This window comes from Bacillus sp. FJAT-29937 (assembly GCF_001509555.1).
GTDB lineage: Bacteria > Bacillota > Bacilli > Bacillales > Cytobacillaceae > Cytobacillus.
Genome location: NZ_LMAS01000004.1, coordinates 85,712 through 108,842, shown reverse-complemented (window position 1 = coordinate 108,842; position 23,131 = coordinate 85,712). Strand labels below are relative to the sequence as shown.

Below are 23,131 nucleotides of genomic sequence, written 5' to 3'. Positions count from 1 at the left end.
GATGGAAAAATCAATCGTTAAAGATCAATTGAATCGACCATTAAGAGATCTGCGGATTTCGGTAATTGACCGCTGTAATTTTCGCTGCACGTATTGTATGCCCGCGGAGAAATTTGGACCGGATTTTGCCTTTTTGCCGAAAAGCGAGCTATTAACATATGAGGAAATTGAACTTCTTGCAAAAATATTTGTAGGTCTTGGTGTAGAAAAAATTAGACTTACTGGCGGAGAACCGTTGCTTCGAAAGGATTTGCCGATTCTCGTGAAAAAGCTTGCAGAATTAGATGGGCTAAAGGATCTTGCGCTAACGACAAACGGAGTCTTGCTTCCAAGGCTTGCAAATGATTTAAAGGAAGCTGGGTTACAAAGGGTAAATGTTAGCTTAGATTCATTAAACGACGAGTTATTCGGAAAAATAAATGGCAGAAATGTTGCGGTACAAGAAGTCCTTAATGGGATTAAAGCTGCCAAAGAGGCAGGGCTCTTCATCAAAATTAATATGGTCGTCAAAAAAGGATTAAATGAATCTGAAATCGTACCGATGGCAAAGTTTTGCAAGGAAAACGAATTGCAGCTTCGGTTTATAGAATATATGGACGTGGGCAGCACTAATGGATGGAAAATGGATGATGTGATCACAAAGAAGGAAATCTATGAAATCTTGAAGGCGCACTACTTATTGGATCCAGTAGACCCTGATTATTATGGCGAGGTTGCCAAACGATATCGGTATGAAGGGACTAATGTGGATGTAGGGTTTATTCCATCTGTATCAGAATCCTTTTGCTCAAGCTGTACTCGGTCAAGATTGTCCGCAAATGGACAGATTTTCACCTGTCTGTTTAATGGGGATGGGCATGATATGAAAGCGTTTATGAGAAGCGGTGCGTCAGAAGACGAAATTAGAAACAAGATCATCGATATTTGGAGCGGAAGAAAAGACCGTTATTCAGATGAACGTACTGAAGAAACAGCAAGAAATCGCAAGAAAATTGAAATGTCCTATATAGGCGGTTAAAAAAACATCCCTGACTCGGTTTCTCCAGTCAGGGATGTTTTTAAATAGAATCAAAAATATCTCGGGAATAAAATGTTATTTTCTAGATGTACATGCATGAATGTTTGACCTTCGAGCGCTTCAAGACGCTTGTACACAAGTGTATATGTTCCGCAAGCATCTAGTGGAAGCTCATAATCAGAAGTCGTTTCTCTAAGTTGTCTTAAAATTTCCCCCGCATGGTCATGTTCCTTCTCGAGCTCTTTAATATACTTAATAATCTCTTCGCGGTTAGGAACTTCAGGATCTTCTAATTTTTTTAGCAAAGGAAAAACAGTTTCTTCCTCTTTAGCTGTATGTTCAATCAATTCTTTCTTGAATTCATTGAATAGCTCATACACCTTTAATAGCTCTTGGTGACGGTCACCATGTACCTTTGATACCTTTGTTACATATGGACTTAATTGGGCAAGTTCATCTAATAGAGGAACATGATAATGCTGAATGACATGGTTGATAATTTCTTCCGATGAACTGTCCGTCCATACTTCCATATTGTCCTTTTGATTTTCTTCTTTAACATATACCTCATTTAAGTCTTCCATTAATTGCTCCATATTAACAGAAAGCTCAGTTGCTGCCGTTATTAATGGAATGTTGCCGCCACAGCAAAAATCTATACGATACCGTTTAAATACATCGCTTGTTTTCGGTTGTTCATTCACTATATCCCTTACTAATGTTGTTTCTGAAAATGCCATAGTCATAATAAATCCTCCTTTGATCAAGCTTTATTTACATATACAGCATAAACGATATTTCATTTCTAGCAGGTGACTGGAATCACACTTTTGAATAGTAAAGACAAATATTAGGAATTAAGTGTGAGCTATATTATATTAATTCATTCCCAATACACCTATAATATAAGGATAATGATGTCTCTATAGGAGCTGATATAATTGGTTGAAAGAAGAAATCCGATTCCCGTTCGTGAAGCTGTTCAGCGGGTAATGAACTTTGAAAAAACAGGTCAAATAGAATACGTCTCAATAAATGATAGCTTCGGCAGGTATTTGGCTGAAGATATCACTGCCACAAATGATGTGCCTCATTTTGATCGATCTCCATATGATGGATTTGCTGTTAGAGCAATCGATACAAAAGAAGCATCACCAGACAATCCAATTGAATTTGAAGTCGTTGATCATATTGGCGCCGGATACGTGACAAATAAGGTTGTTGGCGCATTTCAGGCGGTTCGCATTATGACAGGGGCGCAGATGCCTGCAGAATGTGATGCCGTTGTGATGCTTGAGTTAACGAAAGGGTTTGGAAAAAACGGGAAAAATTATATGTCCATTAAACGCTCATTCAATTCAGGTGATAATATCTCATTCCGAGGTGAGGATACAAAAGAAGGGGAAGTCCTTATTAAAAAAGGGGCAAAAATAAATCCGGGAGTTCAGGCGATCCTTGCCACGTTTGGCTATGCAAAGGTTCCGGTTGCCAAAAAGCCGGTAGTTGGTTTATATGCTACAGGAACAGAGCTGCTAGAAGTAGATGATCAGCTGCAGCCTGGGAAAATAAGAAACAGCAACTCTTATATGATTGCTGCACAAATAGAACGCGCAGGCGCCGAGGTTGTTTATTTTGGTAAACTTCCTGATGAGTTTGATACATGCTATGAAGCGGTAAAATCAGCTTTAGATAAGGTGGATATGCTGATCACAACTGGCGGGGTTTCAGTTGGGGACTTTGATTACCTTCCAGCCATCTATAGTAAATTGAGTGCAGAGGTGCTTTTTAATAAAGTTGCCATGAGACCCGGCAGTGTAACGACAGTAGCACAGTTAGAAGGAAAGCTCTTATTTGGTTTATCGGGAAATCCTTCTGCTTGCTATGTTGGTTTCGAACTATTTACCCGTCCAATCATAAGGAAAATGCTATTTGTTGAAAAACCTCATCTTAGGAAAGAGAAGGCTGAGCTTACGGTTGAATTTGCAAAAGCGAATCCTTTTACCCGCTTTGTTAGAACGACTGTCACTGTAAAGGATGGGAAATTAAAAGTTTTTCCGAGCGGTGTAGACAAATCCAATATCGTAATGAGCCTTGCTGGTGCTAATTCCTTAATGATTCTGCCAGGGGGAACAAGAGGATTTCAAGCAGGCTCTGAAGTGGATGTATTGCTGATTGAGGATTTTGATGGAAGCGAGTGGCCATGGTAAAGTCTCCGTATGTTCTTCAAGTAGTTGGCTACCAAAACAGCGGGAAAACAACACTTGTAAATAAAATAATTACTCATCTTGGGAAACATGATTATATAGCCGCAACAGTTAAGCATCATGGGCATGGAGGAAAGCCTGATCTGGTTGAATCGAAGGATTCTAGCCAGCATATTTCTTCTGGGGCTCGCGCGGCTATTGTGGAGGGGGATGGCAGACTTATCCTCCAAGCAGAGAAAAAGACTTGGACTCTTGATGAGCAGCTTTCGATCCTAAATCATTTTAGCCCGGACTTTATTATAGTTGAAGGCCATAAGCGTGCAAGCTATCCGAAAATTGTCATCTTGAAATCGGTGGATAACGAGAAACTTCTTACAACCTTAACGAATATTAAAGCAGTTTTGTATTGGAATGAGGAAAATGCCGCGTTAAGAGATGCCTATCCTGCCATCCCGTTTTTTTCGATTCATGATATGAAAGGGGAAGAATGGATAACCAAGTTCCTTATAAATCAGCTAAGTAAATAAAATGGATATGCCTCAAAACCGTCACAATTTGGCGGTTTTATTCCTTTCTGTGATAATTTTCACTTAACGAAAATGAAATAGCCGATATAGTAAAGTCAGCATTCCAAAGGGAGGAGAAAATAGTGAAGCTATTTTTACCAAAACAGCACGGGGCTTGGGCGATGCTAATAATCCCGTTCTGGCTGGGAGTTGCTGCAAATGAGTTCATGTGGATACATATCCCGTTTTTCTTTGGCTGGCTATTACTATATTTAGCTACCTATCCAATGCTCCTTTTATTTAAAAGGAAAAAGATAAACTTCTATCGAAAATGGACGATTACCTATATAGTGCCGGCTTTAATATTGCTTTTGATCCCGTTATGGGAAAGACCTGCCATCGTGATATTTGGACTCGCCATGATTCCTTTCTTTATCCTAAATGCCTATTATTCATCGAAAAACAGGGATCGTGCATTAGGCAATGATTTGAGTGCGATTATTGTGTTTTCAATAGCGGGATTAGCTAGCGGCTATCTTCCTAAAGGGGACCTTGTCAGTGAGGTTTGGACAGTCTTTTTTGCCTCCATTTTATTTTTCACTGGCAGCACCTTTTTTGTAAAAACAATGATAAGAGAAAAGAAAAACCAAAAGTATAAATGGATCTCCTGGATTTTTCATATGGCAATTATTGCAGCCACGATTGTGACAGGTAAATGGGTACTGGCAGCAGCCTACATCCCAAGCTTAATTAGAGCCGTCGTTTTTTACGGCAAAGGTTTGACAATGGCCAAATTAGGTATTCTTGAAATTGTTAATGCTTCTTATTTTTTCATCATCGCAATAATTGCCGTGCAATAAAAAAAACGCTTCGAGTAAGCGTTTTTTTGAGTTATTCAATATTACAAATTTCAACTGGGCAGTTTTCACAATCTATTTCGTTTTTTAAATAGGTAAGGCTGTGGATTGTAATGATTCCTTTTTCTACTGAAATAATTTCTTTTTTTCGAAGTACCCCTAACATCCGGTTAACAACTTCTCGGGATGTTCCGCAAAAATTGGCAAGCTCTTGATTTGTTAATGGGATGCTTAACGTAATTCCATGTTCGGAAATTACTCCATAGCTATTGGATAGTCGAATTAATGTTGAATACAGGGCACCCTTTTTTCCATGAAGAATGAGGTCTCTAAATTTGGTTTGCGTTTTTCGATATTGCAGGCTTGTCCACTTCATTAATTCAAGAGCTAGCTGATGCTCCTGCTTTAATCTTTCCTCCAATTCATTTTGAGAGATAACTGCAACCTCTCCAGACTCGATTACCTTTGCACTCAGCATATACCTTGGCGCTGAACAGAAAAGTGTAAGCTCCCCAATAATATCACCTGTAGAACACATTCTTAAAGTAAGCTCACGCCCATCCGGAACGATTTTGCTTATTTGAATTAAACCGCTTTCAATAATAAACAGCTCGTTTGCTTCCATCCCTTCTTGAAATAGAAAGGTGCCTTTTTCAATTTTTCTATTATGATTAACAGTCAGTAATAACTCTTTAAGCTCATGAGAAAACCCAATTTGGGACTCCATATGATAAACCACCTTTTCCCGTAGTGTCTGTCCGTGGGAAAAACGAACCTTTAACGTTAGAATAATTCAATCTTTTTGGGATAATAACACTATTATATTGTAAAGATAAAAAACTTCAATAAAAACAGTTGATTTTATCCTCCATCCTTTCTATAATAAGAGAAATATCAATTCATAAATATAAATAAAAATGATTAAATATACATTTTGCTGAATGAAGGGAGAAGCTATGAACGTTTCAATTATTGGAACAACGGGATATGGGGGAGCAGAGCTGCTGCGGATATTACATAGGCATCCTGAATTTAAGATACAATCAATCCACTCATCTAAGAAGGACTTTCCAATTTGGAAAGAATATCCCCACCTTTTTGAAATCATTGACGACAATTTGCAAAACATTAATTCTAGTAAGATCGCTGAACAATCTGATATTGTTTTCCTAGCTACACCGTCGGGGATTTCCGGACAATTAGCTGCAGAATTTGAAAATAAGAATATATCCGTTATTGATCTATCTGGCGATTTAAGATTACCAGCTGTGACATATAAGAAATGGTACAAACATGAACCTGTAAATGAATCTTTATCTTCTAAAGCTGTCTATGGACTTTCGGAGTGGTACAAAGAAGAGATTAAAGCTTCCAGATTAATTGCCAATCCTGGTTGTTACCCGACTGCTACACTATTGGGCCTAGCTCCAGTCGTTAAAGAAAAGGTGATTAGTCCATCTAGTATTATTATCGATGCCAAATCAGGAGTATCAGGTGCTGGAAGATCATTAGCACGGAATACTAGTTTCTCAGAAGCAAATGAGAATTTTAGAGTTTATAAGGTGAATGAACACCAGCATACACCTGAAATTGAGAAACAGCTTTCAAGATGGAACAACGATATTAGTCCAATTACCTTTACAACTCATTTATTGCCAATTACGAGAGGAATTATGATCACAGCCTATGTTCAACTATCAGAAGATTTAAATACCTCCCAACTGCTAGAGTTGTATCAAGAAACTTACCGTGAAAATCAATTCATTCGCATCAGGCCGGAAAATACTTTCCCATCGGTCAAAGAGGTGGCTGGCTCCAACTACTGTGATATTGGTCTTCATGTCGATCCAAGGACCGGAAGATTAACGATTATTTCTGTTATTGATAATTTAATGAAAGGTGCAGCAGGTCAGGCTGTGCAAAATGCAAATATTATCTGTGGTTTTGAAGAAACAACGGGTTTAGATTTCATTCCCATGTATCCATAAGGAGGAAGAAGACATGCAAGCTGTTACTCAATCTGTATCCATAAAAGAGGTTAAAGGGGGAAGTATTATTTCTCCAAATGGATTTAAAACTTCCGGGGTGCATGCAGGTTTAAGGTATTCAAAAAAAGATTTAGGGATGATCATTAGCGAAATTCCAGCAAATTGCGCTGCTGTATATACGACAAGCCATTTTCAGGCAGCACCATTAAAAGTAACACAGGAAAGCATTGAAGTTGAAAGAATGCTGCAAGCTGTGGTCGTAAATAGCGCTTGTGCAAATGCTTGTACCGGGGAAAAAGGAATAAAAGACGCCTTCCAAATGAGAAAATGGACAGCTGAAAAGTTTGGTTTAAAAGAGCACTATGTAGCAGTCGCATCAACGGGAGTAATTGGTGAGTATTTGCCAATGGATAAGATTGAAGCCGGGATTCAGACTTTACAGCCGGGTATTGACTTTACGCATGCTGAAGACTTCCAAACAGCAATTCTAACGACAGATATTGTCATGAAGAATTGCTGCTATAGTACAGAAATTGATGGTTTAACGATTACAATGGGCGGTGCTGCTAAGGGCTCTGGGATGATCAATCCGAATATGGCTACAATGCTAGGATTTATCACTACCGATGCTAATATTGAAAGTGAATACCTTCACGCGGCTCTAGGACTTGTGACAGATACGACCTTTAATCAAATAACAGTTGATGGGGATACATCGACAAATGATATGGTTCTTGTCATGGCCAACGGTATGGGCGGAAATCAGTCTCTCACACCTAATCATCCTGAATGGGATAAGTTTGTGCAACTGCTTTCGAATACATGTGAAAGCCTAGCAAAGCAAATCGCGAAAGATGGCGAAGGGGCAACGAAATTAATCGAAGTGAATGTATTGGGTGCGGAAACTGATCTTGAAGCACGACAAGTAGCTAAGCAAATTGTTGGATCAAACCTTGTGAAAACAGCAGTATATGGAGAAGATGCGAACTGGGGAAGAATTATCGGAGCTATTGGCCAATCAAAGGTTCGTATAAACCCTAACACTGTCGACATTGCGATTGGGCCAGTTACAATGCTTAGAAATAGTGAGCCACAGCCATTTTCAGAAGAAGAGGCAAGCGAATATTTGCGAAAGCCTACCATTCATATTCATGTTGATCTTCATCAAGGAACTGGAGCAGGTAAAGCTTGGGGCTGTGACTTAAGCTATGATTATGTCAAAATTAACGCAAGTTACCGTTCGTAAGGGGGAAGTCGCATGAAAACAATCGTTATTAAATGCGGTGGAAGTGTGATGGATGAACTAACCCCAGATTTTTTTGAAAGTTTAATAGATTTGGAAAAGCAAGGCTACCAGCTTATTTTCGTACACGGGGGAGGACCTGATATTAATAAAATGCTTGATCTTTTTCAGGTCCCTCATGAATTTGTTCAAGGACTTCGTAAGACGACTTCACAGGCACTTGAAATTGTCGAAATGGTATTGTCCGGTCAAACAAACAGAAAACTAGTAGCTAAACTCCAGTCTTATGGATTAAAGGCGTTTGGTTTAAATGGAAGTGACGGAGGGGTCTTGCAAGGGGAGTTTATTGACCAGGAGCAGCTCGGATTTGTCGGTGATGTTACGAAGGTGAACAAAGAAGTAATCACCATGCTGTTAGAAGACAAATATATTCCTGTCATTACGCCAATTGCTGTTGCCGAAGACGGATCAAAGCTTAATATAAATGCCGATTTTGCTGCTGCAGCTGTAGCTAATGCATTAGAAGTTGAACATTGCATTTTTGTTACTGATGTAGATGGAATTATGATTGATGGAAACATCGTGCTACAAACAAATACGGAAGAGATAGATAGATATATTAGTGAAGGACAAATCACTGGCGGAATGATTCCAAAGGTTAAATCAGCTGTAGCTTCTATTGAAAAAGGAATCAAAAGTGTGATGATCGTTTCAGGAAAAAAGAAGTTTTTTGATGGTGTACAATGGATTGGAACAGAAATCAATGCCAAAGAGAGGGTATTAAAATGAGCCATTTATTTCCGACATATGCCCGTTGGGACGTTGAGCCAGAACAGGCAGAAGGCTGTATCATGATAGATAAAAACGGGAAAAAGTATTTGGATTTTACAGCCGGAATTGGAGTTTGTAACTTAGGTCATCGCCCTGAGGCAGTCCAAAAAGCAATCAGCAGCCAGCTGGATCGATTCTGGCATGTTTCCAATTTATTTATGCAAGGGGAGCAAGAGAAGGCTGCAAAACTGTTAGCTGAAGGCGCCAAGATGGATTTGGTGTTTTTTGCAAACAGCGGCGCTGAAGCGAATGAAGCGGCAATTAAGCTCGCAAGAAAAGCTACTGGCCGAAAGAAAATCATTACCTTTACGAACTCTTTCCATGGACGGACTTTTGCTACGATGTCGGCAACAGGCCAGGATAAAATAAAAACCGGTTTTGGCCCTATGCTCGAAACATTTGTCTACTTGCCTTTTAATGATTTAGATGCACTAAAAGAGGCGATGGATAACGAAACAGCTGCCATCATGCTTGAAGTTGTTCAAGGTGAGGGCGGAATTCATATTGGAGATGATGAGTTTTTACAAGGTGTTCAGGAATTATGTAAAGAATATAATGCGCTTTTCATTATTGATGAAATTCAAACTGGGATTGGACGGACAGGTGTTCCGTTTGCATTTCAGCAATTTAACTTAACACCTGATATTGTCACCTCTGCAAAAGGGTTAGGAAATGGCTTGCCAATTGGAGCAGTAATAGGGAGAAAGGAACTCGAAACAGTCTTTGGACCTGGAAGCCATGGATCAACCTTTGGCGGAAATCCGCTATCCATTGCTGCAGCTATTGCAACAATGGAAACTATATTTCAAGAGGAATTTTTACAGAAAGTCCTGAATAACAGCCAATATTTGTACGAGAAAATATGCAGTGATTTAGGCTCCTTTGAAGAGATTAATGAAGTTAGAAATCTTGGTTTCATGTTTGGAATTGAAACGTCTGTTGACTTGCCTGTTTTATTAAAGGAGCTTAGGGAAAATGGATTGTTAGCCTTGCCGGCAGGTAGTAATGTATTACGGCTTTTGCCGCCTTTAACAGTATCGATTTCCGAAATGGATGAAGCAGTAAATATAATTAAAACAGTTATGAAAAAACACTCTAAAACAGCCGTATAGGCTGATAATTTTTAAAATAAATTGCATAAAAATAGATTATATTAAATAAAAATACAAAGAAAAAATAATTTTATAGCTGCTTTGCTTATTACTTAATATGCTCTTATTAAATCAAATTCATCGATGCTTCGACGACAATAAATTGCTTGGGAAATATAAAAATGGAAAAAAATACAAAATAAAAGGAGTGATTGAATTGGCTATTTCAATTCAAACAGCAGATAACAAACTTAATATTAAAGGAAATGACTTTTTGGCTTTAGCAGATTTCTCCCCAGAGGTTATTAGCGGTTTACTTCAAAAAGCTAAGAAGCTTAAGAACGCAGCATTGCTTGGTGAACATATAGCTCCCTTACAGGGTAAAATTTTAGGAATGATCTTCGAAAAATCATCTACACGTACAAGAGTTTCATTTGAAGCTGGCATGATCCAGCTTGGGGGTCAGGCTTTATATTTAAATAGCCAGGATCTTCAATTAGGAAGAGGGGAGTCTATTGCTGATACAGCTAAGGTTCTTTCACATTATGTAGACGCCATTATGATTCGTACTTTTTCACATAGTACGATTGAAGAACTTGCCTTACATGCCACGATTCCAGTCATTAATGGGCTGACAGATTTATATCACCCATGTCAGGCATTAGCAGATTTATTAACTTTACATGAAACGAAAGGTGAATTAGCCGGGTTAAAGCTTGCATATGTTGGTGATGGAAATAATGTTGCCCACTCATTAATGATTGGCGCAGCAAAGCTAGGCGTCAATATTACGGTCGCCACGCCAGCTGGTTATGAACCAAATGCAGATATTGTTAATAAGGCAAAAGGATTTGCTGCTGCAAGCGGAGGAAGTGTAGCTATTACAAATAATCCGTATGAGGCTGTAAATGGTGCGGATGCCATTTATACAGACGTGTGGACGAGTATGGGGCAAGAGGCCGAAAATGAAAAAAGACTTAAAGTATTTTCAGATTTTCAAGTAAACGAAGGTCTTGTTCAAAATGCGAAAAAAGACTTCACTTTCCTTCATTGCTTGCCGGCACATAGAGGAGAAGAAGTTTCAGCAAATGTGATTGATGGACCGAACTCAGCTGTATTCCAACAGGCTGGAAACAGACTTCATGTTCAAAAAGCTCTTTTATCAGAAATTTTATAATAGTAAAAAGGCCTTCTTATTGTATAGAGGGCCTTTTGCTTTTTTTATGGTAAAAAGTTCTATCTTGATGAATTTTTATGATGGAAATAATAGTAGTGATTCTAGAAATAAAGGAGGAGTTCATGTATGGGGCAAAATCGTCAATTTAAACCGGGTCAGAAAGCACCTAATAATGGCGTTTATATTGAAATTGGAGAAACCGGAAGCACTGTTAATAATCCACAATTGCTAAAGCTTAAGGCAGGAGATAGATTTCCTGAAAACTCCAACCATAATCGCGTTTGGACATATCAAAGAAAACCTTAAGCACTAATTATTATTCAGGCCATCCATTTGAGGATGGCTTTACATATGTTATAATAAATTAAAGGTCAAAGAAGGTCAGAGGGGAGGGTTTGTATGGATATTAATAAAATGACGGAACGGATGCAGGACGGCATTTTGAATGCGCAAAATCTAGCCATAAGGGCACAGCATCAGGAAGTGGATGATGTTCATTTATTATTGGCTCTTCTCGGACAGGACAACAGCCTAATGGCATCTATTCTGGAAAAATTACATGTTTCAATTGAAAATATGAAAAAAGGTTTAGAACGGATCCTTAGGAAAAAGCCGCAAGTTTCAGGAACAGGTATTGAACAGGGAAAGCTATATATTACGGGTAATCTTCAACGAAGTTTAGCAGCGGCAGATGCAATTAGAGAAAAATTTAATGATGATTTTATTTCAGTGGAACACGTGCTATTAGCAATTGCGGAATCAACCTCTGAAGCGTCGGCAGCCTTCAAAAATGAGGGGATTGATAAACATAAGCTTAATGATGCGATTAAGGAAATAAGGGGGAATCAAAGAGTGACATCACAAAATCCAGAGGCAACATATGAAGCCTTAAAAAAATATGGGAGAGATTTAGTTGCAGAGGTAAAGGCCGGAAAGATGGACCCTGTAATCGGGAGAGATAGTGAAATTAGGAATGTCATTCGGATTTTATCTAGAAAGACAAAGAACAATCCAGTTTTAATCGGAGAGCCGGGGGTAGGGAAAACAGCCATAGTCGAAGGTCTTGCCCAAAGAATTGTACGAAGAGATGTTCCAGAAGGGTTAAAGGATAAAACAATATTCTCCTTAGATATGAGCTCTCTTATTGCCGGAGCAAAATTTCGAGGAGAGTTTGAAGAGCGTCTTAAAGCGGTTTTAAATGAAGTGAAAAAAAGCGAAGGAAGGATTCTCCTTTTTATTGATGAGATCCACACCATCGTCGGAGCAGGGAAAACCGAGGGCGCAATGGACGCAGGGAATATGCTAAAACCGATGCTCGCCCGAGGCGAATTGCATTGTATTGGTGCGACTACCCTAGATGAACACCGAAAATATATTGAAAAGGACCCGGCATTAGAAAGACGGTTTCAGCAAGTTCTTGTTCAGGAGCCAGATGTGGAGGATTCTATCTCGATCCTTAGAGGGCTTAAAGAAAGATATGAAATTCACCACGGCGTCAATATACATGACCGAGCTCTCGTTGCAGCAGTTACTTTATCGGACAGATATATAACAGACCGCTTTCTTCCTGATAAAGCAATTGATTTAGTTGATGAAGCTTGTGCTATGATTCGCACGGAAATTGACTCTATGCCACAGGAACTTGATGAGGTTACGAGAAAAGTCATGCAGCTTGAGATCGAGGAAGCCGCATTAAGGAAAGAAAGTGATGAAGCAAGTAAAGCTAGACTATTGCTTTTACAGAAGGAATTAGCCGATTTTAAGGAAAAAGCCAATCATATGAAAGCGAAATGGCAGAACGAGAAAGAAAGCATTCAGAAAATCCGTGAAAAAAGAGAGCGGCTGGAAAAACTGCGCCGTGAACTCGAAAAGGCTGAAAATGAATATGATTTAAATAAAGCAGCAGAGCTTCGGCACGGAAGAGTACCTGCATTGGAAAAAGAATTAAAGCAGCTTGAGCAGGAAGTCAATGAGAAAGATGGGGAACGCTTATTAAGAGAAGAGGTAACAGAAGAGGAGATAGCGGACATTGTTGCAAGATGGACAGGCATTCCAGTAGCAAAGCTTGTTGAAGGGGAGCGCGAGAAGCTCCTAAGACTAGAAAATATTCTTCATGAAAGAGTGATTGGGCAGAATGAAGCAGTTGAACTTGTGTCCGATGCTGTTCTTCGTGCAAGAGCAGGGATTAAAGATCCAAATCGTCCAATAGGCTCTTTTATTTTCCTAGGTCCGACAGGGGTAGGAAAGACCGAGCTTGCGAAAGCTTTAGCACAAAGCCTGTTTGACAGTGAAGAGCATATTATTCGGATTGATATGTCTGAATATATGGAGAAGCATGCTGTTTCAAGGTTGATTGGTGCTCCTCCCGGCTATGTCGGCTATGAGGAAGGCGGACAGCTGACTGAAGCAGTTAGGAGAAAGCCATATTCTGTTATCCTGCTTGATGAAATTGAAAAGGCACACCCAGAAGTCTTTAATATCCTTCTGCAGATGCTCGATGATGGCAGGATTACGGATTCGCAGGGAAGAACAGTTGATTTTAAAAATACAGTGATTATCATGACATCTAATATTGGTTCACAGTATTTGCTTGAACGCGTTAGTGGAGAAGAGTATATAAATGAAGAATCTCGAAATAAAGTGATGAGCACATTAAGAGGACATTTTCGTCCTGAATTCTTAAATCGGGTAGACGAAATCATCCTATTTAAGCCTCTAGCTTTGACAGAAATCAAGGAAATCGTGTCCAAGTTAATTAAACAGCTTCAAGAGAGATTATCAGACCAGCATATTGGCTTAAATATTTCAGAGACAGCCAAAAAGTACATTGCTGAAAATGGATTTGATCCTGTTTATGGGGCAAGGCCGTTAAAGCGTTTTATCCAAAGAAATGTAGAAACGATTTTAGCCCGCAAAATTATCGGAGGGGAAATTAAAGATTACAGTGAAGTATCGATAACGATTGAAAACGATGAATTAACATTAAAAATCCAATAAAAAAAGGGAGTGACTTATAAAGTCACTCTCTTTTTTAATGAATACCTTCTTTTTCCACTGGTCCTTCAGGAAGGATAGTTGAAATGACGAAAATTAAAATTGTTGCACCAACTGCAAGAATGGATCCTGTTTTGAAATCAAAAGCTAAACCGACCATGGAGCTTACTACATAAGTTAACATTTGAACAAGAAGAAAAGTCCAGAAAAACGTCCAAAAGAATCTCATCGTATTCACCTCTACATTATTAAATCCCTCTCATATTACCATAATCGGATAAATTAATAAATGAATAGAGGAAAAATTATGTCTTAAGAAAGTAATTCGCTAATCGTACACGTTTTTATTCCGCTTTTCAATGCATGATTCAAGATGATGGGGAGAGCTTCAAGTGAAGATTTTGTTGGATGCATAAGAATAATAGAGCCATTCTGCAAATGAGGGACAATTCTATCGATAATTTCATGATGGATCTTGAGTTTCCAATCCAAAGTATCTAACGACCAAAGAATCGTTTTCATTTTTTCCTTCGAAGCGGCTTTGATGACTCTTTCATCAAAATATCCATAGGGAGGCGTGAAAAAGGCTGGTTTAATTTTCAGATGTTTTTCAATAACATTATTCGTGCTCGTAATCTCATTATGAATTTCTTCATCCGAAAGTGTTGTCATATTCGGATGTGAATAGGCATGGTTTCCAATCTCATGGCCGGCAAGCTGTATCATCAATGCAGATTCGGGATTGTTCTTGACCCATCTGCCCTCAAGGAAAAAAGTAAGGTTAATTTGATAGTCCTTCAAAATTAATAATAAAGCCTTCAAATATTCATTACCCCATGCAACATTGACTATAAAGGCGATTTTCGCTGAATTAGAATCGCCTTGATAGATAGGAATATTCTCCATTAAACCTTGTCCCCTCTTCATCTTATTTCAATAGATTATGCTGTCCAATAGGAATTTGTTTGTATGAGTTAACAGGTTCTTAATTCTTTTACTTGTTTAGTCAGATGTACTACACAATTTATATGGCTTAACATACTGTGGATTAGAATATTTGAAAGCTTGTACTGGGGACGATTAGATGATGGAATTACAGAAGATAGAGATATTCGTTGATGGCTTCCCATTGGAAACACCCTATTATTATTGGAAATCCGCTATGATGGTTCCAGCCTTATTATTTAAACACTTTGGTGCATTCGTTGAATTTAATGAAGTAAACGGGTCAATTATCTTTCAAAGTGAGGAAAAGATATTTACTCTATTTAACAAAAAAGTCGCCAAAGGAACTAGCTGCATGTACGGAAATAGCTATGTGCCTTTTTTTCATGTAGCCAAAAAATTAGGCATGAATATTGAAATATATGAAAATACAATCTTTGTTCATTTGAATTCAACAAATTGCCTTCCCGTCATGTATAAAGGAGAAACGGTCAAAAAATTAGTCGCCTTAACTTTTGACGATGGACCAGCTAGCCTTTATGCCCCAAAAATATTAGATATTCTAAAGGAGAAAAAAATTTCCGCAACTTTTTTCGTTATTGGCGATCAAGTTAACATGTTTCCTCATGTAATAAAAAGGATCCAACATGAGGGACATGCCATTGGGAATCATACATGGAGCCATCCTAACTTGCTGGGGCTGACAACTTCACAATTATTAAAAGAGCTCCAGCTCACAGATGAAGTGATTTTTGCCCATACGGGGATAAGATCCACGCTATTCCGGCCCCCATACGGCTACTATGCAAAAAGCGACCTTCAAATAATTAGTAAAGCAGGATACAAAGTGATTATGTGGTCGATTGATACTGTTGATTGGTCAGGAATACAGAAGGAAGAAATTATTGAAAAAGTAAACATGGAAGAATCACCAGGTGCGATCATCTTGCAGCATTGCTTTGGAACGACTACTGGCGTTCTTGAGGGTACAGTAAGGGCATTGCCTTTCATAATCGATAATTTATTAAAAAAAGGTTATGAATTTGTCACAATCGACCAATTCATTTAAGAAGAGATAAGGAGTGTGTTACAGTGCGTAGAGTAAAAGCATCTCAGCCTCTTAAATTAAACGAAATCAAGCCAGATGTCATTCAGTCAGGGCTACCCTTAAAGGCAAGAAAGAGAAATTACGATTTTTATACAGTTTGTTATGGTGACACACTTGGCCAAATTTCAAAAAAGTTTTCTATTCCGATTGAGCAGTTAATAGGAGATAATCAATTAAAAAGTGATTATTTATATGCTGGACAACTTATAAAAATAAAAAGAACAGATTCAACAATGGCTAGATCCATGCCTTCGGTCTTAATTTCAAAAGGGTTTACAAATAAAAAGGAAATTTCCTTAACCTTTGATGCAGGTGCGGGCGCTGAACAAACTGGGAAGATTTTAAACGTTCTTAAAAAGCACCGTATTCAAACTACGATGTTTTTAACTGGAAAATGGGTCGAGCAATTTCCGGAACTTTCGCGGCGTATTCTCCAGGATGGACATGAAATTGCCAACCATTCATACAGCCACCCAGATTTTACGAAAATTACTCAAGAAAAAATGACTGAAGAATTACAGAGAACAGAAGAGTGTTTCGAGAAAAATCTTGGGACGAAAGGAATTCCGCTATTCCGGCCCCCATTTGGAGCATGGGATCAATCCGTCCTAGAAACAGTCGGGAAAATGAATTTACCTTATACTGTCTATTGGAGCATCGACACGATTGATTGGCAGGAACCGCCAGTTGAAAAAATGGTCGAGCGAATTATGACAAAGGCAAAAGGAAATGACATCGTCCTTGCTCATTTAAATGGGAAATTAACGGCAGAAGCGATCGACACTGTTATTCCAATGCTTTTAAACAAAGGATTTAAAATTGTTAAAGTAAGTAAGATGTTAAGAAATTTGATATGAAAGAGGGTGATTACATTGCGAATTTTATTTTTAGAAAGTGATCCAATGTGGATCTATGGGCTGCCAAACGGGTTTTCGGACGCTGGACATGAAGTGATGATATCAGGACCATTGATGGACGGGATTCTCAGTGAAATGATTACAAGCTTTAAACCTGATTTGATTTTTACGATGGGACACACTAGAGAACATTCGCTTCAAAAAAGATTATTAATTAAAAAGCATGTACTAGATTTAGGTATTCCTCATATTTATTGGGCCACAGAAGACCCCGGATACACTCATACTTTTTCACTTCCGCTAATTGAAACAATTCAACCTGATTTTATCTTTACAATTTGCCCGCCACGTGTCGACTTTTATAGAGAAAAAGGATATAAAGCAGCTCATTTAGATTTTGGCTATCATCCAAAAGTGCATTTTTCGACTGATTCAATATCTAAATATGTAGCCTCACTTGCTATAGTGGCAAATGGATACCCCATGCTTTACAAAAAAAGTCCTCGTTATTTCCGTTTTGAATCCCTTAGAACCTTGTTGAGCCCTTTTGTACTGGAAAATCTCCGAATTGATTTTTGGGGGCGATATTGGGATTCAATGGACAATATCATTGGTAAAAAGATACCTAAAGAATGGATCCATGGATTTTTACCCTATATAGATGCCAATAAGGTGTATAGCTCAGCAGATATTATTTTAGGGGTCCAAAACTTGGATTCCCAAGTGACCCAAAGGACTTATGAAATATTAGGATCAAGCGGGTTTTTATTAACAAATAACACCACAAAAATTCAGAGCCTTTTCACGCCAGGTCAGGATCTTGTAGTGACTTCCTCTCCTGAAGAAACGATTAAACTAGTAAAACATTATTTAAACCATCCAGAAGAGCGAATTGAAATACAAAAGGCAGGTGCCGAGGCGGTAAAGAAATATTCCTATATTGAGCGTGCAAAGTATATTCTTGAAATAATCACGAACGCCGGTCTCATTTCTAAAGAAATGTCTGCTCCAGGCGAAGGAAAATGGAGTTATTACGTCGACAACTTAAGAAAAAATTACGAAATTCATATCGTAAAGCCGAAGGAAACCCTTACGTCGATTTCAAAAAAGTATGGAGTTAGTGTGAAGCATATAAAAAAATTAAATAGACTGGCAAATGAAAAAATTTATATCAAGGATTATTTAAAAATAAGAGAGAAGTAGAATAGAAAGGAGGAAGAGCAATGAGAGTTCTTTTTATTGAAAGCGGTAATCTGTGGCCTCATACACTGCCAAAAGGCTTTTATGTAAATGGGCATGATATTATGATATCCGGCCCCATTACCAAGTGGAATCTGTCTAAAATGCTTGCAGAATGGCAGCCTGATCTTGCTGTTACTATTGGATGGGGATACGAACATACATTAAAAAAACAAATATTAATCAGGGAACAGTTAAAAACTAGGAATATTCCATTAGTATATTGGGCTGTCGAGGATCCCGCCTATACAAAAAATTGGACGTTGCCATTAATCGAAAATATGAAGCCGGATTTCGTATTTACCATTTGCATGGAAACATCATATGAATACAAACAGCAAGGAATTCTATCTGCATTTTTAGATTTTGGGTTTGAAGAAACCATACATTTTCCGACTCGTAAATATCCGGAATATAGTGCCAAAATTGCGGTCGTTGCTAACGCTTATCCAGATATATTATCGAAATATCCAGACCATTTTCGTCATCAATCGATTAATCAATTAATAAAGCCACTTCTTAAAAATCAGTTTAGAATCGACTTTTGGGGCAATCACTGGGATCAAATGGGCTCATATTTAGATTTTGACATCCCAAATGACTGGATTCACGGGCATCTTGCCTACAGTGAAACAAATAAATTATATAGTTCTGCCGACATTATCATTGGTCTGCAAAACTACCCAAATTTAGTTACTCAGCGCACATATGAGATTCTTGGATCTGGAGGATTTCTTTTAACACAAGAAACACCAGGTGTCAGAAGTAAGTTCAAACCTGGAATTGATCTTGCTGTATCATCATCATCTAAAGATACTGTTAAAAAGGTAAAGTATTATCTCGAAAATGCGGATAAACGAAGAGTAATTCAAAGACAGGGACACAAATCTGTTCAACCGAACTCGTATAAAGCTCGGGTAAGGGAAATGATTGATATACTAGTGGAGAATAAAATTATTGATGCAGAAGCTGCGGCTGCCACTGAAAGCCCTAAATTTATTTATTTTCAACAAAAAATCGATCAGCAATATTTAATGTATACAGTTAAATCAGGTGATACGTTATTGAAAATCTCCCAATCCTTTGGGGTATCAGTTGAAGATCTTAAAAAGTTAAACTCTCTTACAAATCATTTAATTTTCGAGAATCAAATATTAAAGATAAAAAAGGAAGAAACAGACAAAAAGAAATAAATAGTAGTGCATGTGCATAGGATACACTGAGAAAGGTAAGGGAGGCTTTGTATGGACAGGGCAGTCATAATTGGGGCATTTCAATTTTTAGGTTTTCATTTTTGTCGGTCTTTGCTGGATCTAGGTTTTGAAGTGGTAGGTGTTCGATCAGAAAATGAAGAAAAAGATGCTCATCTTATCGAAAAACGAATGGAAATTGGCCGCAACGCAAATTTTTCGGAAATAAATATGTCTGAATTGCTCTCTCAAGTTGAGCTTCATGCACAAACATTAATTCTTATTGATTACTATAGTTTTTCTGCTGCTGGACAAAGGGTTTTATCCAAAGAAGATCATGTTCTTGAAAGATTTATAATAAACAACAAACAGAAAATAGCTGAAACCGATACTAGAATCATCTCTCTTTTGCCTGTACAATGGCTGCATCAAAAGAATAAAAATATCCAGCACATTTTGGAAAATGAAATAATCAGTCACCGCATCTTTCTCCCCACAATCTACGGACCTTGGCAGCCAAACTCCTTTTTATTTCAACAATATTTAATGAAATTATCAAATCCAGACCGGGAATTATCCATTCATGACTGTGAATGGGTTCATGACACTTTGTACATTGGAGATATCGTGGAGCCCATTTTGAAATTGGCTGAAACAACCTCTGCCGATGCTTACACCTTGAAAAGTGATATTCCACATTATTGGAAAAAATGTGCTGAATATCTTTCCATTCCAGCTGATGTTTTAGAAATGATTCCAAATAAGGACGCGCCAGAGCGGTCTGAAATAAAGATAAAGACCGTAAAGAACCGCACCCTTTTTTCTGAGGGAATCGAGAATCAGAAAAGACATCTAAAGATGATTGATGATGGCGGAATTTATTAGAATAGGAATAAAGTCTTTCAAAACTTCGGTGATAAGGGTAGAATGAAAATAGCTGGAAGTTTATTCTGGATTTTTTTGTTTAGAAAAACGTTATGGCTATTTCGGAGAGGCGGAACAAAGGAAGATGCAAAAATTATTTGTACGATTTGGGATCCTTCTTTTAAGCCTTCTTTTATTGGCCTCGTGCGGACAAGCAATGTCCTCAGGTAAACTAAAGAAAGCGGGCTTACTAATCCCTGATACGATAAATGATCAAGTATGGGGAACAAAAGGCTATAAAGGAATGTTAAAGATTCAATCCCATTATAATATCGAGGTTTACTATAAAGAGGGTATGAATTCTCAATTAGTCGTCGAACGTGCGGTTAAAGAATTCGACCAAAAAGGTGTTAATATTATTTTTGGCCATGGCAATGAATATGCGGAATACTTTAATCAGATTTCACCTAATTATCCCCATATTCATTTTGTCAGCTTTAACGGAGATGCTGAAAATACCAATACGACAAGTTTAAATTTCGAAGGGTATGCAATGGGTTTTTTCGGTGGGATGATTGCAGGACATATGACAAAGACTAATGCTGTAGGAATTATTGCAGCCTATGAATGGCAGCCTGAAATCGAGGGCTTCTATGAAGGGGCAAATTATGAAAATCCACAAGTAGATGTCATGATCTCGTATGTAGGCAATTGGGATGATGATCGAAAAGCAATAGAACTATTAGATAAGATCATGGCTAGAGGTGCCGATGTTATTTATCCAGCCGGAGACGGCTATAACGTTCCTGTCATCGAGCAGGTTAAAGAAAGGGGCTTTTATGCGATCGGGTATATTTCCGATCAGTCAGATTTAGGTGAGTCCGCCGTTTTAACTAGCACGATTCAGCATGTGGACGTTCTTTATGAATTAGTGGCAGAATTGTTCAACAAAGGGGAACTTAAATCAGGAAATCTGTCATTCGATTTTCAAGATGATGTAATTACCCTCGGAAAATTTAGCTCAGACATTGATCAAGAATTTATTAACAAAATAAATGCAGCCATTGCAAAGTATAGAGAAACTGGGGAATTACCAAGTAAATAAAGAAGAGAAGGAGTTACATAAAATAATGCAAACAACAGACAAAACAATGGAATTCATGCATATTGCCATGAAATATCTTCCAGAAGCAAAACAGCAATTAGAAGAAGCAGGAGTAGAATTATCATTGGAAATGATCCAGCCATTCATGAGTCTTTTTACAAAGGTAATGAATGAAGCATATGAAATGGGAAAAGCTGATGCGTTGGCAGAAAATAAATAATGAAAACCGGTCTTCATAAAGAGGGCCGGTTTTTATTATTCACTAATCTTTCTTTTTGAAAAACTGATCAATAAGAGGAGTGACTTGCCGATATAATGGTTTTAATTGCTTAGCAGAACTAACGAGGGTGTCTATATTTTCCATTAGCTCAAAGAAATTGATGTTATTAACGACATCATTGAGCTGGTTAGAAAGGGAACGATCGTTATTATTTCCTTTTGGTGAAGGATGATGTCTTTCCCCAAGCATCAAGCTATCAAGACGACTATGACCATTCCTTCTATTAGAATGTTCATACTCTATTTCTTCATATGTTTCTTCAATTTCCATGTTCTCGCTCGAAGGCTGTTCGAATGAACGGAACATTAATTGGTCAAGCCGGCCAAGTTTTTTGAAATCGTGTTCGCTTTTCAATTCATTATTCACCGGTTCTCCATCCCCTTTATATATAAGCTTTTATATTAATTTATGTGAATGATGCATCAATGTTTAGACGAAGGCGGATAAATACTTATAAATAGACCTTTATTAAATCTTGCTTATTTACCTATATATTTGATAAAATTAGTACCAAGTCATAATATTTGATAATAATATAAACGATTGTATATTGTATAAAAGCTTTATGATTGAGCCAGTGTATATTTGTTATGGCTTTTACATTGATAAAGTAGATAATAAGGGGTGGACTCCATGAATGCAGGGATTATTGGAATTGGCAGATGCTTGCCAGAGAAAATACTTACTAATGCGGATTTAGAAAAAATGGTTGATACATCAGATGAATGGATTAGAACTCGTACCGGTATTGAAGAAAGAAGAATAGCGGATGATGATACTGATACATCTGATCTTGCTTTCGAAGCGGCAAGGAAGGCGATTGAGAACGCAAATATTTCACCTGAAGATTTAGATATGATTATCGTTGCAACAGTTACACCTGACCGTCCTTTTCCATCTGTAGCCTGTATACTTCAGGAAAGGCTAGGGGCAGTCAAAGCTGCCGCAATGGATGTTAGTGCTGCATGTGCTGGATTTATGTATGGAATTGTTACAGCAAAGCAATTTGTTGAGGCCGGTACTTATAAGCACGTATTAATAGTAGGGGTTGAAAAGCTTTCAAAAGTCACTGATTGGGAAGACCGCAATACGGCTGTCTTATTCGGGGATGGGGCTGGTGCCGCTGTCATTGGCCAAGTTTCTGAGGGCAGAGGAATTCTATCGTTTGAGCTAGGTGCAGATGGGACAGGCGGTAAGCATTTATACCAGGAAGAGTACATCATTATGAACGGACGCGAAGTATTTAAATTCGCAGTCCGCCAAATGGGCGAAAGCTGTGTAAACGTACTTGAAAAAGCAGGTCTTACGAAAGAAGATGTTGATTTCTTAATCCCGCACCAGGCCAATATCCGGATTATGGAAGCATCAAGACAGCGTCTTGATTTGCCCGAAGAAAAAATGTCAAAGACGATTCAAAAATATGGAAATACATCTGCGGCGTCTATTCCTATTTCCATCGTTGAGGAATTAGAGGCAGGAAAGATTAAAGATGGAGACTTACTTGTGATGGTCGGTTTCGGCGGCGGATTAACATGGGGTGCCATCGCTATGCGTTGGGGAAGATAAGCAGAATTCCACTAAATACTCTAATTATTATGGGTAGAATGTTCGTTAAATATTTATAAGAGCAAAGG

Annotated in this window: 24 protein-coding genes; 19 read left to right on the top strand and 5 right to left on the bottom strand. The window is 38.1% G+C overall.

The window, feature by feature from the left end:
- Window position 1 precedes the first annotated feature (1 nt).
- Window positions 2-1,018: a GTP 3',8-cyclase MoaA gene (gene moaA, locus AR328_RS10685; RefSeq protein ID WP_066295002.1), complete on the top strand. Its 1,017-nt coding sequence runs from the start codon at window positions 2-4 to the stop codon at window positions 1,016-1,018.
- 50 nt (window positions 1,019-1,068) lie between these two features.
- On the opposite strand, the gene ric is transcribed toward moaA, so the two are convergent.
- Window positions 1,069-1,764: an iron-sulfur cluster repair di-iron protein gene (ric, locus tag AR328_RS10680; protein WP_066294998.1), complete on the bottom strand. Its 696-nt coding sequence runs from the start codon at window positions 1,762-1,764 to the stop codon at window positions 1,069-1,071.
- 195 nt (window positions 1,765-1,959) lie between these two features.
- On the opposite strand from ric, the gene AR328_RS10675 reads away from it, so the two are divergent.
- The 3 genes from AR328_RS10675 (at window position 1,960) to AR328_RS10665 (ending at window position 4,588) form a co-directional block, all read left to right on the top strand.
- Window positions 1,960-3,225 carry a molybdopterin molybdotransferase MoeA gene (locus AR328_RS10675; RefSeq protein ID WP_066294996.1) on the top strand — a complete coding sequence of 422 codons (1,266 nt, stop codon included), beginning with the start codon at window positions 1,960-1,962 and terminating at the stop codon, window positions 3,223-3,225.
- Complete coding sequence (gene mobB, locus AR328_RS10670; RefSeq protein ID WP_066294991.1) at window positions 3,219-3,749, top strand: molybdopterin-guanine dinucleotide biosynthesis protein B; 531 nt, start codon at window positions 3,219-3,221, stop codon at window positions 3,747-3,749. Before AR328_RS10675 ends, mobB begins: the two co-directional genes overlap by 7 nt.
- A gap of 122 nt (window positions 3,750-3,871) precedes the next feature.
- Complete coding sequence (locus AR328_RS10665) at window positions 3,872-4,588, top strand: YwiC-like family protein (RefSeq protein ID WP_082677190.1); 717 nt, start codon at window positions 3,872-3,874, stop codon at window positions 4,586-4,588.
- Window positions 4,589-4,619: 31 nt separating this feature from the next.
- Here the strand turns inward: AR328_RS10665 and AR328_RS10660 are convergent, their stop codons facing one another.
- Window positions 4,620-5,312, bottom strand: a complete 693-nt coding sequence (locus AR328_RS10660) for a Crp/Fnr family transcriptional regulator (RefSeq protein WP_066294989.1) — start codon at window positions 5,310-5,312, stop codon at window positions 4,620-4,622.
- 229 nt (window positions 5,313-5,541) lie between these two features.
- Here AR328_RS10660 and argC point away from each other — a divergent pair, with 229 nt between their 5' ends.
- From argC to clpB, 7 genes are all read left to right on the top strand, one after another.
- Entirely contained in the window at window positions 5,542-6,573 is a 1,032-nt protein-coding gene (argC, locus tag AR328_RS10655) for an N-acetyl-gamma-glutamyl-phosphate reductase (protein ID WP_066294986.1), read from the top strand.
- A gap of 13 nt (window positions 6,574-6,586) precedes the next feature.
- A complete protein-coding gene (gene argJ / locus AR328_RS10650; RefSeq protein WP_066294977.1) occupies window positions 6,587-7,819 on the top strand; it encodes a bifunctional ornithine acetyltransferase/N-acetylglutamate synthase in 1,233 nt (410 codons plus the stop codon).
- A gap of 12 nt (window positions 7,820-7,831) precedes the next feature.
- Window positions 7,832-8,605, top strand: coding sequence for an acetylglutamate kinase (gene argB / locus AR328_RS10645; RefSeq protein WP_066294975.1), 774 nt, complete (start codon window positions 7,832-7,834; stop codon window positions 8,603-8,605).
- The gene (locus tag AR328_RS10640; RefSeq protein ID WP_066294970.1) at window positions 8,602-9,759 is read left to right on the top strand and encodes an acetylornithine transaminase; all 1,158 of its coding nucleotides are present in this window, start codon (window positions 8,602-8,604) and stop codon (window positions 9,757-9,759) included. The genes argB and AR328_RS10640 overlap by 4 nt, the downstream gene beginning before the upstream one ends.
- Before the next feature lie 202 nt (window positions 9,760-9,961).
- Window positions 9,962-10,915, top strand: coding sequence for an ornithine carbamoyltransferase (argF, locus tag AR328_RS10635; protein WP_066295240.1), 954 nt, complete (start codon window positions 9,962-9,964; stop codon window positions 10,913-10,915).
- 126 nt (window positions 10,916-11,041) lie between these two features.
- Entirely contained in the window at window positions 11,042-11,221 is a 180-nt protein-coding gene (locus tag AR328_RS10630; protein WP_066294967.1) for a YjzC family protein, read from the top strand.
- 93 nt (window positions 11,222-11,314) lie between these two features.
- Window positions 11,315-13,912: an ATP-dependent chaperone ClpB gene (gene clpB / locus AR328_RS10625; protein ID WP_066294965.1), complete on the top strand. Its 2,598-nt coding sequence runs from the start codon at window positions 11,315-11,317 to the stop codon at window positions 13,910-13,912.
- A 34-nt stretch (window positions 13,913-13,946) separates the two neighbouring features.
- On the opposite strand, the gene AR328_RS10620 is transcribed toward clpB, so the two are convergent.
- Entirely contained in the window at window positions 13,947-14,138 is a 192-nt protein-coding gene (locus tag AR328_RS10620) for a DUF2929 family protein (protein ID WP_066294961.1), read from the bottom strand.
- 83 nt (window positions 14,139-14,221) lie between these two features.
- Entirely contained in the window at window positions 14,222-14,815 is a 594-nt protein-coding gene (locus tag AR328_RS10615; protein ID WP_066294957.1) for a polysaccharide deacetylase family protein, read from the bottom strand.
- Between the two features lie 178 nt (window positions 14,816-14,993).
- Here AR328_RS10615 and AR328_RS10610 point away from each other — a divergent pair, with 178 nt between their 5' ends.
- The 7 genes from AR328_RS10610 (at window position 14,994) to AR328_RS10580 (ending at window position 21,437) form a co-directional block, all read left to right on the top strand.
- Window positions 14,994-15,923, top strand: a complete 930-nt coding sequence (locus AR328_RS10610; protein WP_066294955.1) for a polysaccharide deacetylase family protein — start codon at window positions 14,994-14,996, stop codon at window positions 15,921-15,923.
- 23 nt (window positions 15,924-15,946) lie between these two features.
- A complete protein-coding gene (locus AR328_RS10605; protein ID WP_066294954.1) occupies window positions 15,947-16,819 on the top strand; it encodes a polysaccharide deacetylase family protein in 873 nt (290 codons plus the stop codon).
- A gap of 15 nt (window positions 16,820-16,834) precedes the next feature.
- Window positions 16,835-18,022 carry a glycosyltransferase family protein gene (locus AR328_RS10600; protein WP_066294953.1) on the top strand — a complete coding sequence of 396 codons (1,188 nt, stop codon included), beginning with the start codon at window positions 16,835-16,837 and terminating at the stop codon, window positions 18,020-18,022.
- Window positions 18,023-18,042: 20 nt separating this feature from the next.
- Entirely contained in the window at window positions 18,043-19,251 is a 1,209-nt protein-coding gene (locus tag AR328_RS10595) for a glycosyltransferase family protein (RefSeq protein ID WP_066294952.1), read from the top strand.
- A 51-nt stretch (window positions 19,252-19,302) separates the two neighbouring features.
- Entirely contained in the window at window positions 19,303-20,133 is an 831-nt protein-coding gene (locus AR328_RS10590; RefSeq protein ID WP_066294949.1) for a hypothetical protein, read from the top strand.
- 124 nt (window positions 20,134-20,257) lie between these two features.
- The gene (locus tag AR328_RS10585; RefSeq protein ID WP_066294947.1) at window positions 20,258-21,217 is read left to right on the top strand and encodes a BMP family ABC transporter substrate-binding protein; all 960 of its coding nucleotides are present in this window, start codon (window positions 20,258-20,260) and stop codon (window positions 21,215-21,217) included.
- A 25-nt stretch (window positions 21,218-21,242) separates the two neighbouring features.
- The gene (locus AR328_RS10580; protein ID WP_066294941.1) at window positions 21,243-21,437 is read left to right on the top strand and encodes a ComZ family protein; all 195 of its coding nucleotides are present in this window, start codon (window positions 21,243-21,245) and stop codon (window positions 21,435-21,437) included.
- Window positions 21,438-21,479: 42 nt separating this feature from the next.
- Here AR328_RS10580 and AR328_RS10575 read toward each other — a convergent pair whose 3' ends face one another.
- Window positions 21,480-21,863 (bottom strand): hypothetical protein, encoded by a 384-nt coding sequence (locus AR328_RS10575; protein WP_066294939.1) that lies wholly within the window; start codon window positions 21,861-21,863, stop codon window positions 21,480-21,482.
- Between the two features lie 267 nt (window positions 21,864-22,130).
- Here AR328_RS10575 and AR328_RS10570 point away from each other — a divergent pair, with 267 nt between their 5' ends.
- A complete protein-coding gene (locus tag AR328_RS10570; RefSeq protein ID WP_066294937.1) occupies window positions 22,131-23,063 on the top strand; it encodes a beta-ketoacyl-ACP synthase III in 933 nt (310 codons plus the stop codon).
- Window positions 23,064-23,131: the final 68 nt, after the last annotated feature.

Bases quoted from the DNA above. Each gene is read 5' to 3' on its own strand.
- AR328_RS10595 (WP_066294952.1), top strand. From the start codon at position 18,043: ATGAGAGTTCTTTTTATTGAAAGCGGTAATCTGTGGCCTCATACACTG.
- AR328_RS10620 (WP_066294961.1), bottom strand. From the start codon at position 14,138: ATGAGATTCTTTTGGACGTTTTTCTGGACTTTTCTTCTTGTTCAAATG.
- AR328_RS10630 (WP_066294967.1), top strand. From the start codon at position 11,042: ATGGGGCAAAATCGTCAATTTAAACCGGGTCAGAAAGCACCTAATAAT.
- argJ (WP_066294977.1), top strand. From the start codon at position 6,587: ATGCAAGCTGTTACTCAATCTGTATCCATAAAAGAGGTTAAAGGGGGA.
- mobB (WP_066294991.1), top strand. From the start codon at position 3,219: ATGGTAAAGTCTCCGTATGTTCTTCAAGTAGTTGGCTACCAAAACAGC.
- AR328_RS10590 (WP_066294949.1), top strand. From the start codon at position 19,303: ATGGACAGGGCAGTCATAATTGGGGCATTTCAATTTTTAGGTTTTCAT.
- AR328_RS10615 (WP_066294957.1), bottom strand. From the start codon at position 14,815: ATGGAGAATATTCCTATCTATCAAGGCGATTCTAATTCAGCGAAAATC.
- AR328_RS10640 (WP_066294970.1), top strand. From the start codon at position 8,602: ATGAGCCATTTATTTCCGACATATGCCCGTTGGGACGTTGAGCCAGAA.
- moaA (WP_066295002.1), top strand. From the start codon at position 2: ATGGAAAAATCAATCGTTAAAGATCAATTGAATCGACCATTAAGAGAT.
- argB (WP_066294975.1), top strand. From the start codon at position 7,832: ATGAAAACAATCGTTATTAAATGCGGTGGAAGTGTGATGGATGAACTA.
- AR328_RS10610 (WP_066294955.1), top strand. From the start codon at position 14,994: ATGATGGAATTACAGAAGATAGAGATATTCGTTGATGGCTTCCCATTG.
- AR328_RS10660 (WP_066294989.1), bottom strand. From the start codon at position 5,312: ATGGAGTCCCAAATTGGGTTTTCTCATGAGCTTAAAGAGTTATTACTG.
- AR328_RS10580 (WP_066294941.1), top strand. From the start codon at position 21,243: ATGCAAACAACAGACAAAACAATGGAATTCATGCATATTGCCATGAAA.
- AR328_RS10570 (WP_066294937.1), top strand. From the start codon at position 22,131: ATGAATGCAGGGATTATTGGAATTGGCAGATGCTTGCCAGAGAAAATA.
- clpB (WP_066294965.1), top strand. From the start codon at position 11,315: ATGGATATTAATAAAATGACGGAACGGATGCAGGACGGCATTTTGAAT.
- argC (WP_066294986.1), top strand. From the start codon at position 5,542: ATGAACGTTTCAATTATTGGAACAACGGGATATGGGGGAGCAGAGCTG.
- ric (WP_066294998.1), bottom strand. From the start codon at position 1,764: ATGACTATGGCATTTTCAGAAACAACATTAGTAAGGGATATAGTGAAT.
- AR328_RS10585 (WP_066294947.1), top strand. From the start codon at position 20,258: ATGCAAAAATTATTTGTACGATTTGGGATCCTTCTTTTAAGCCTTCTT.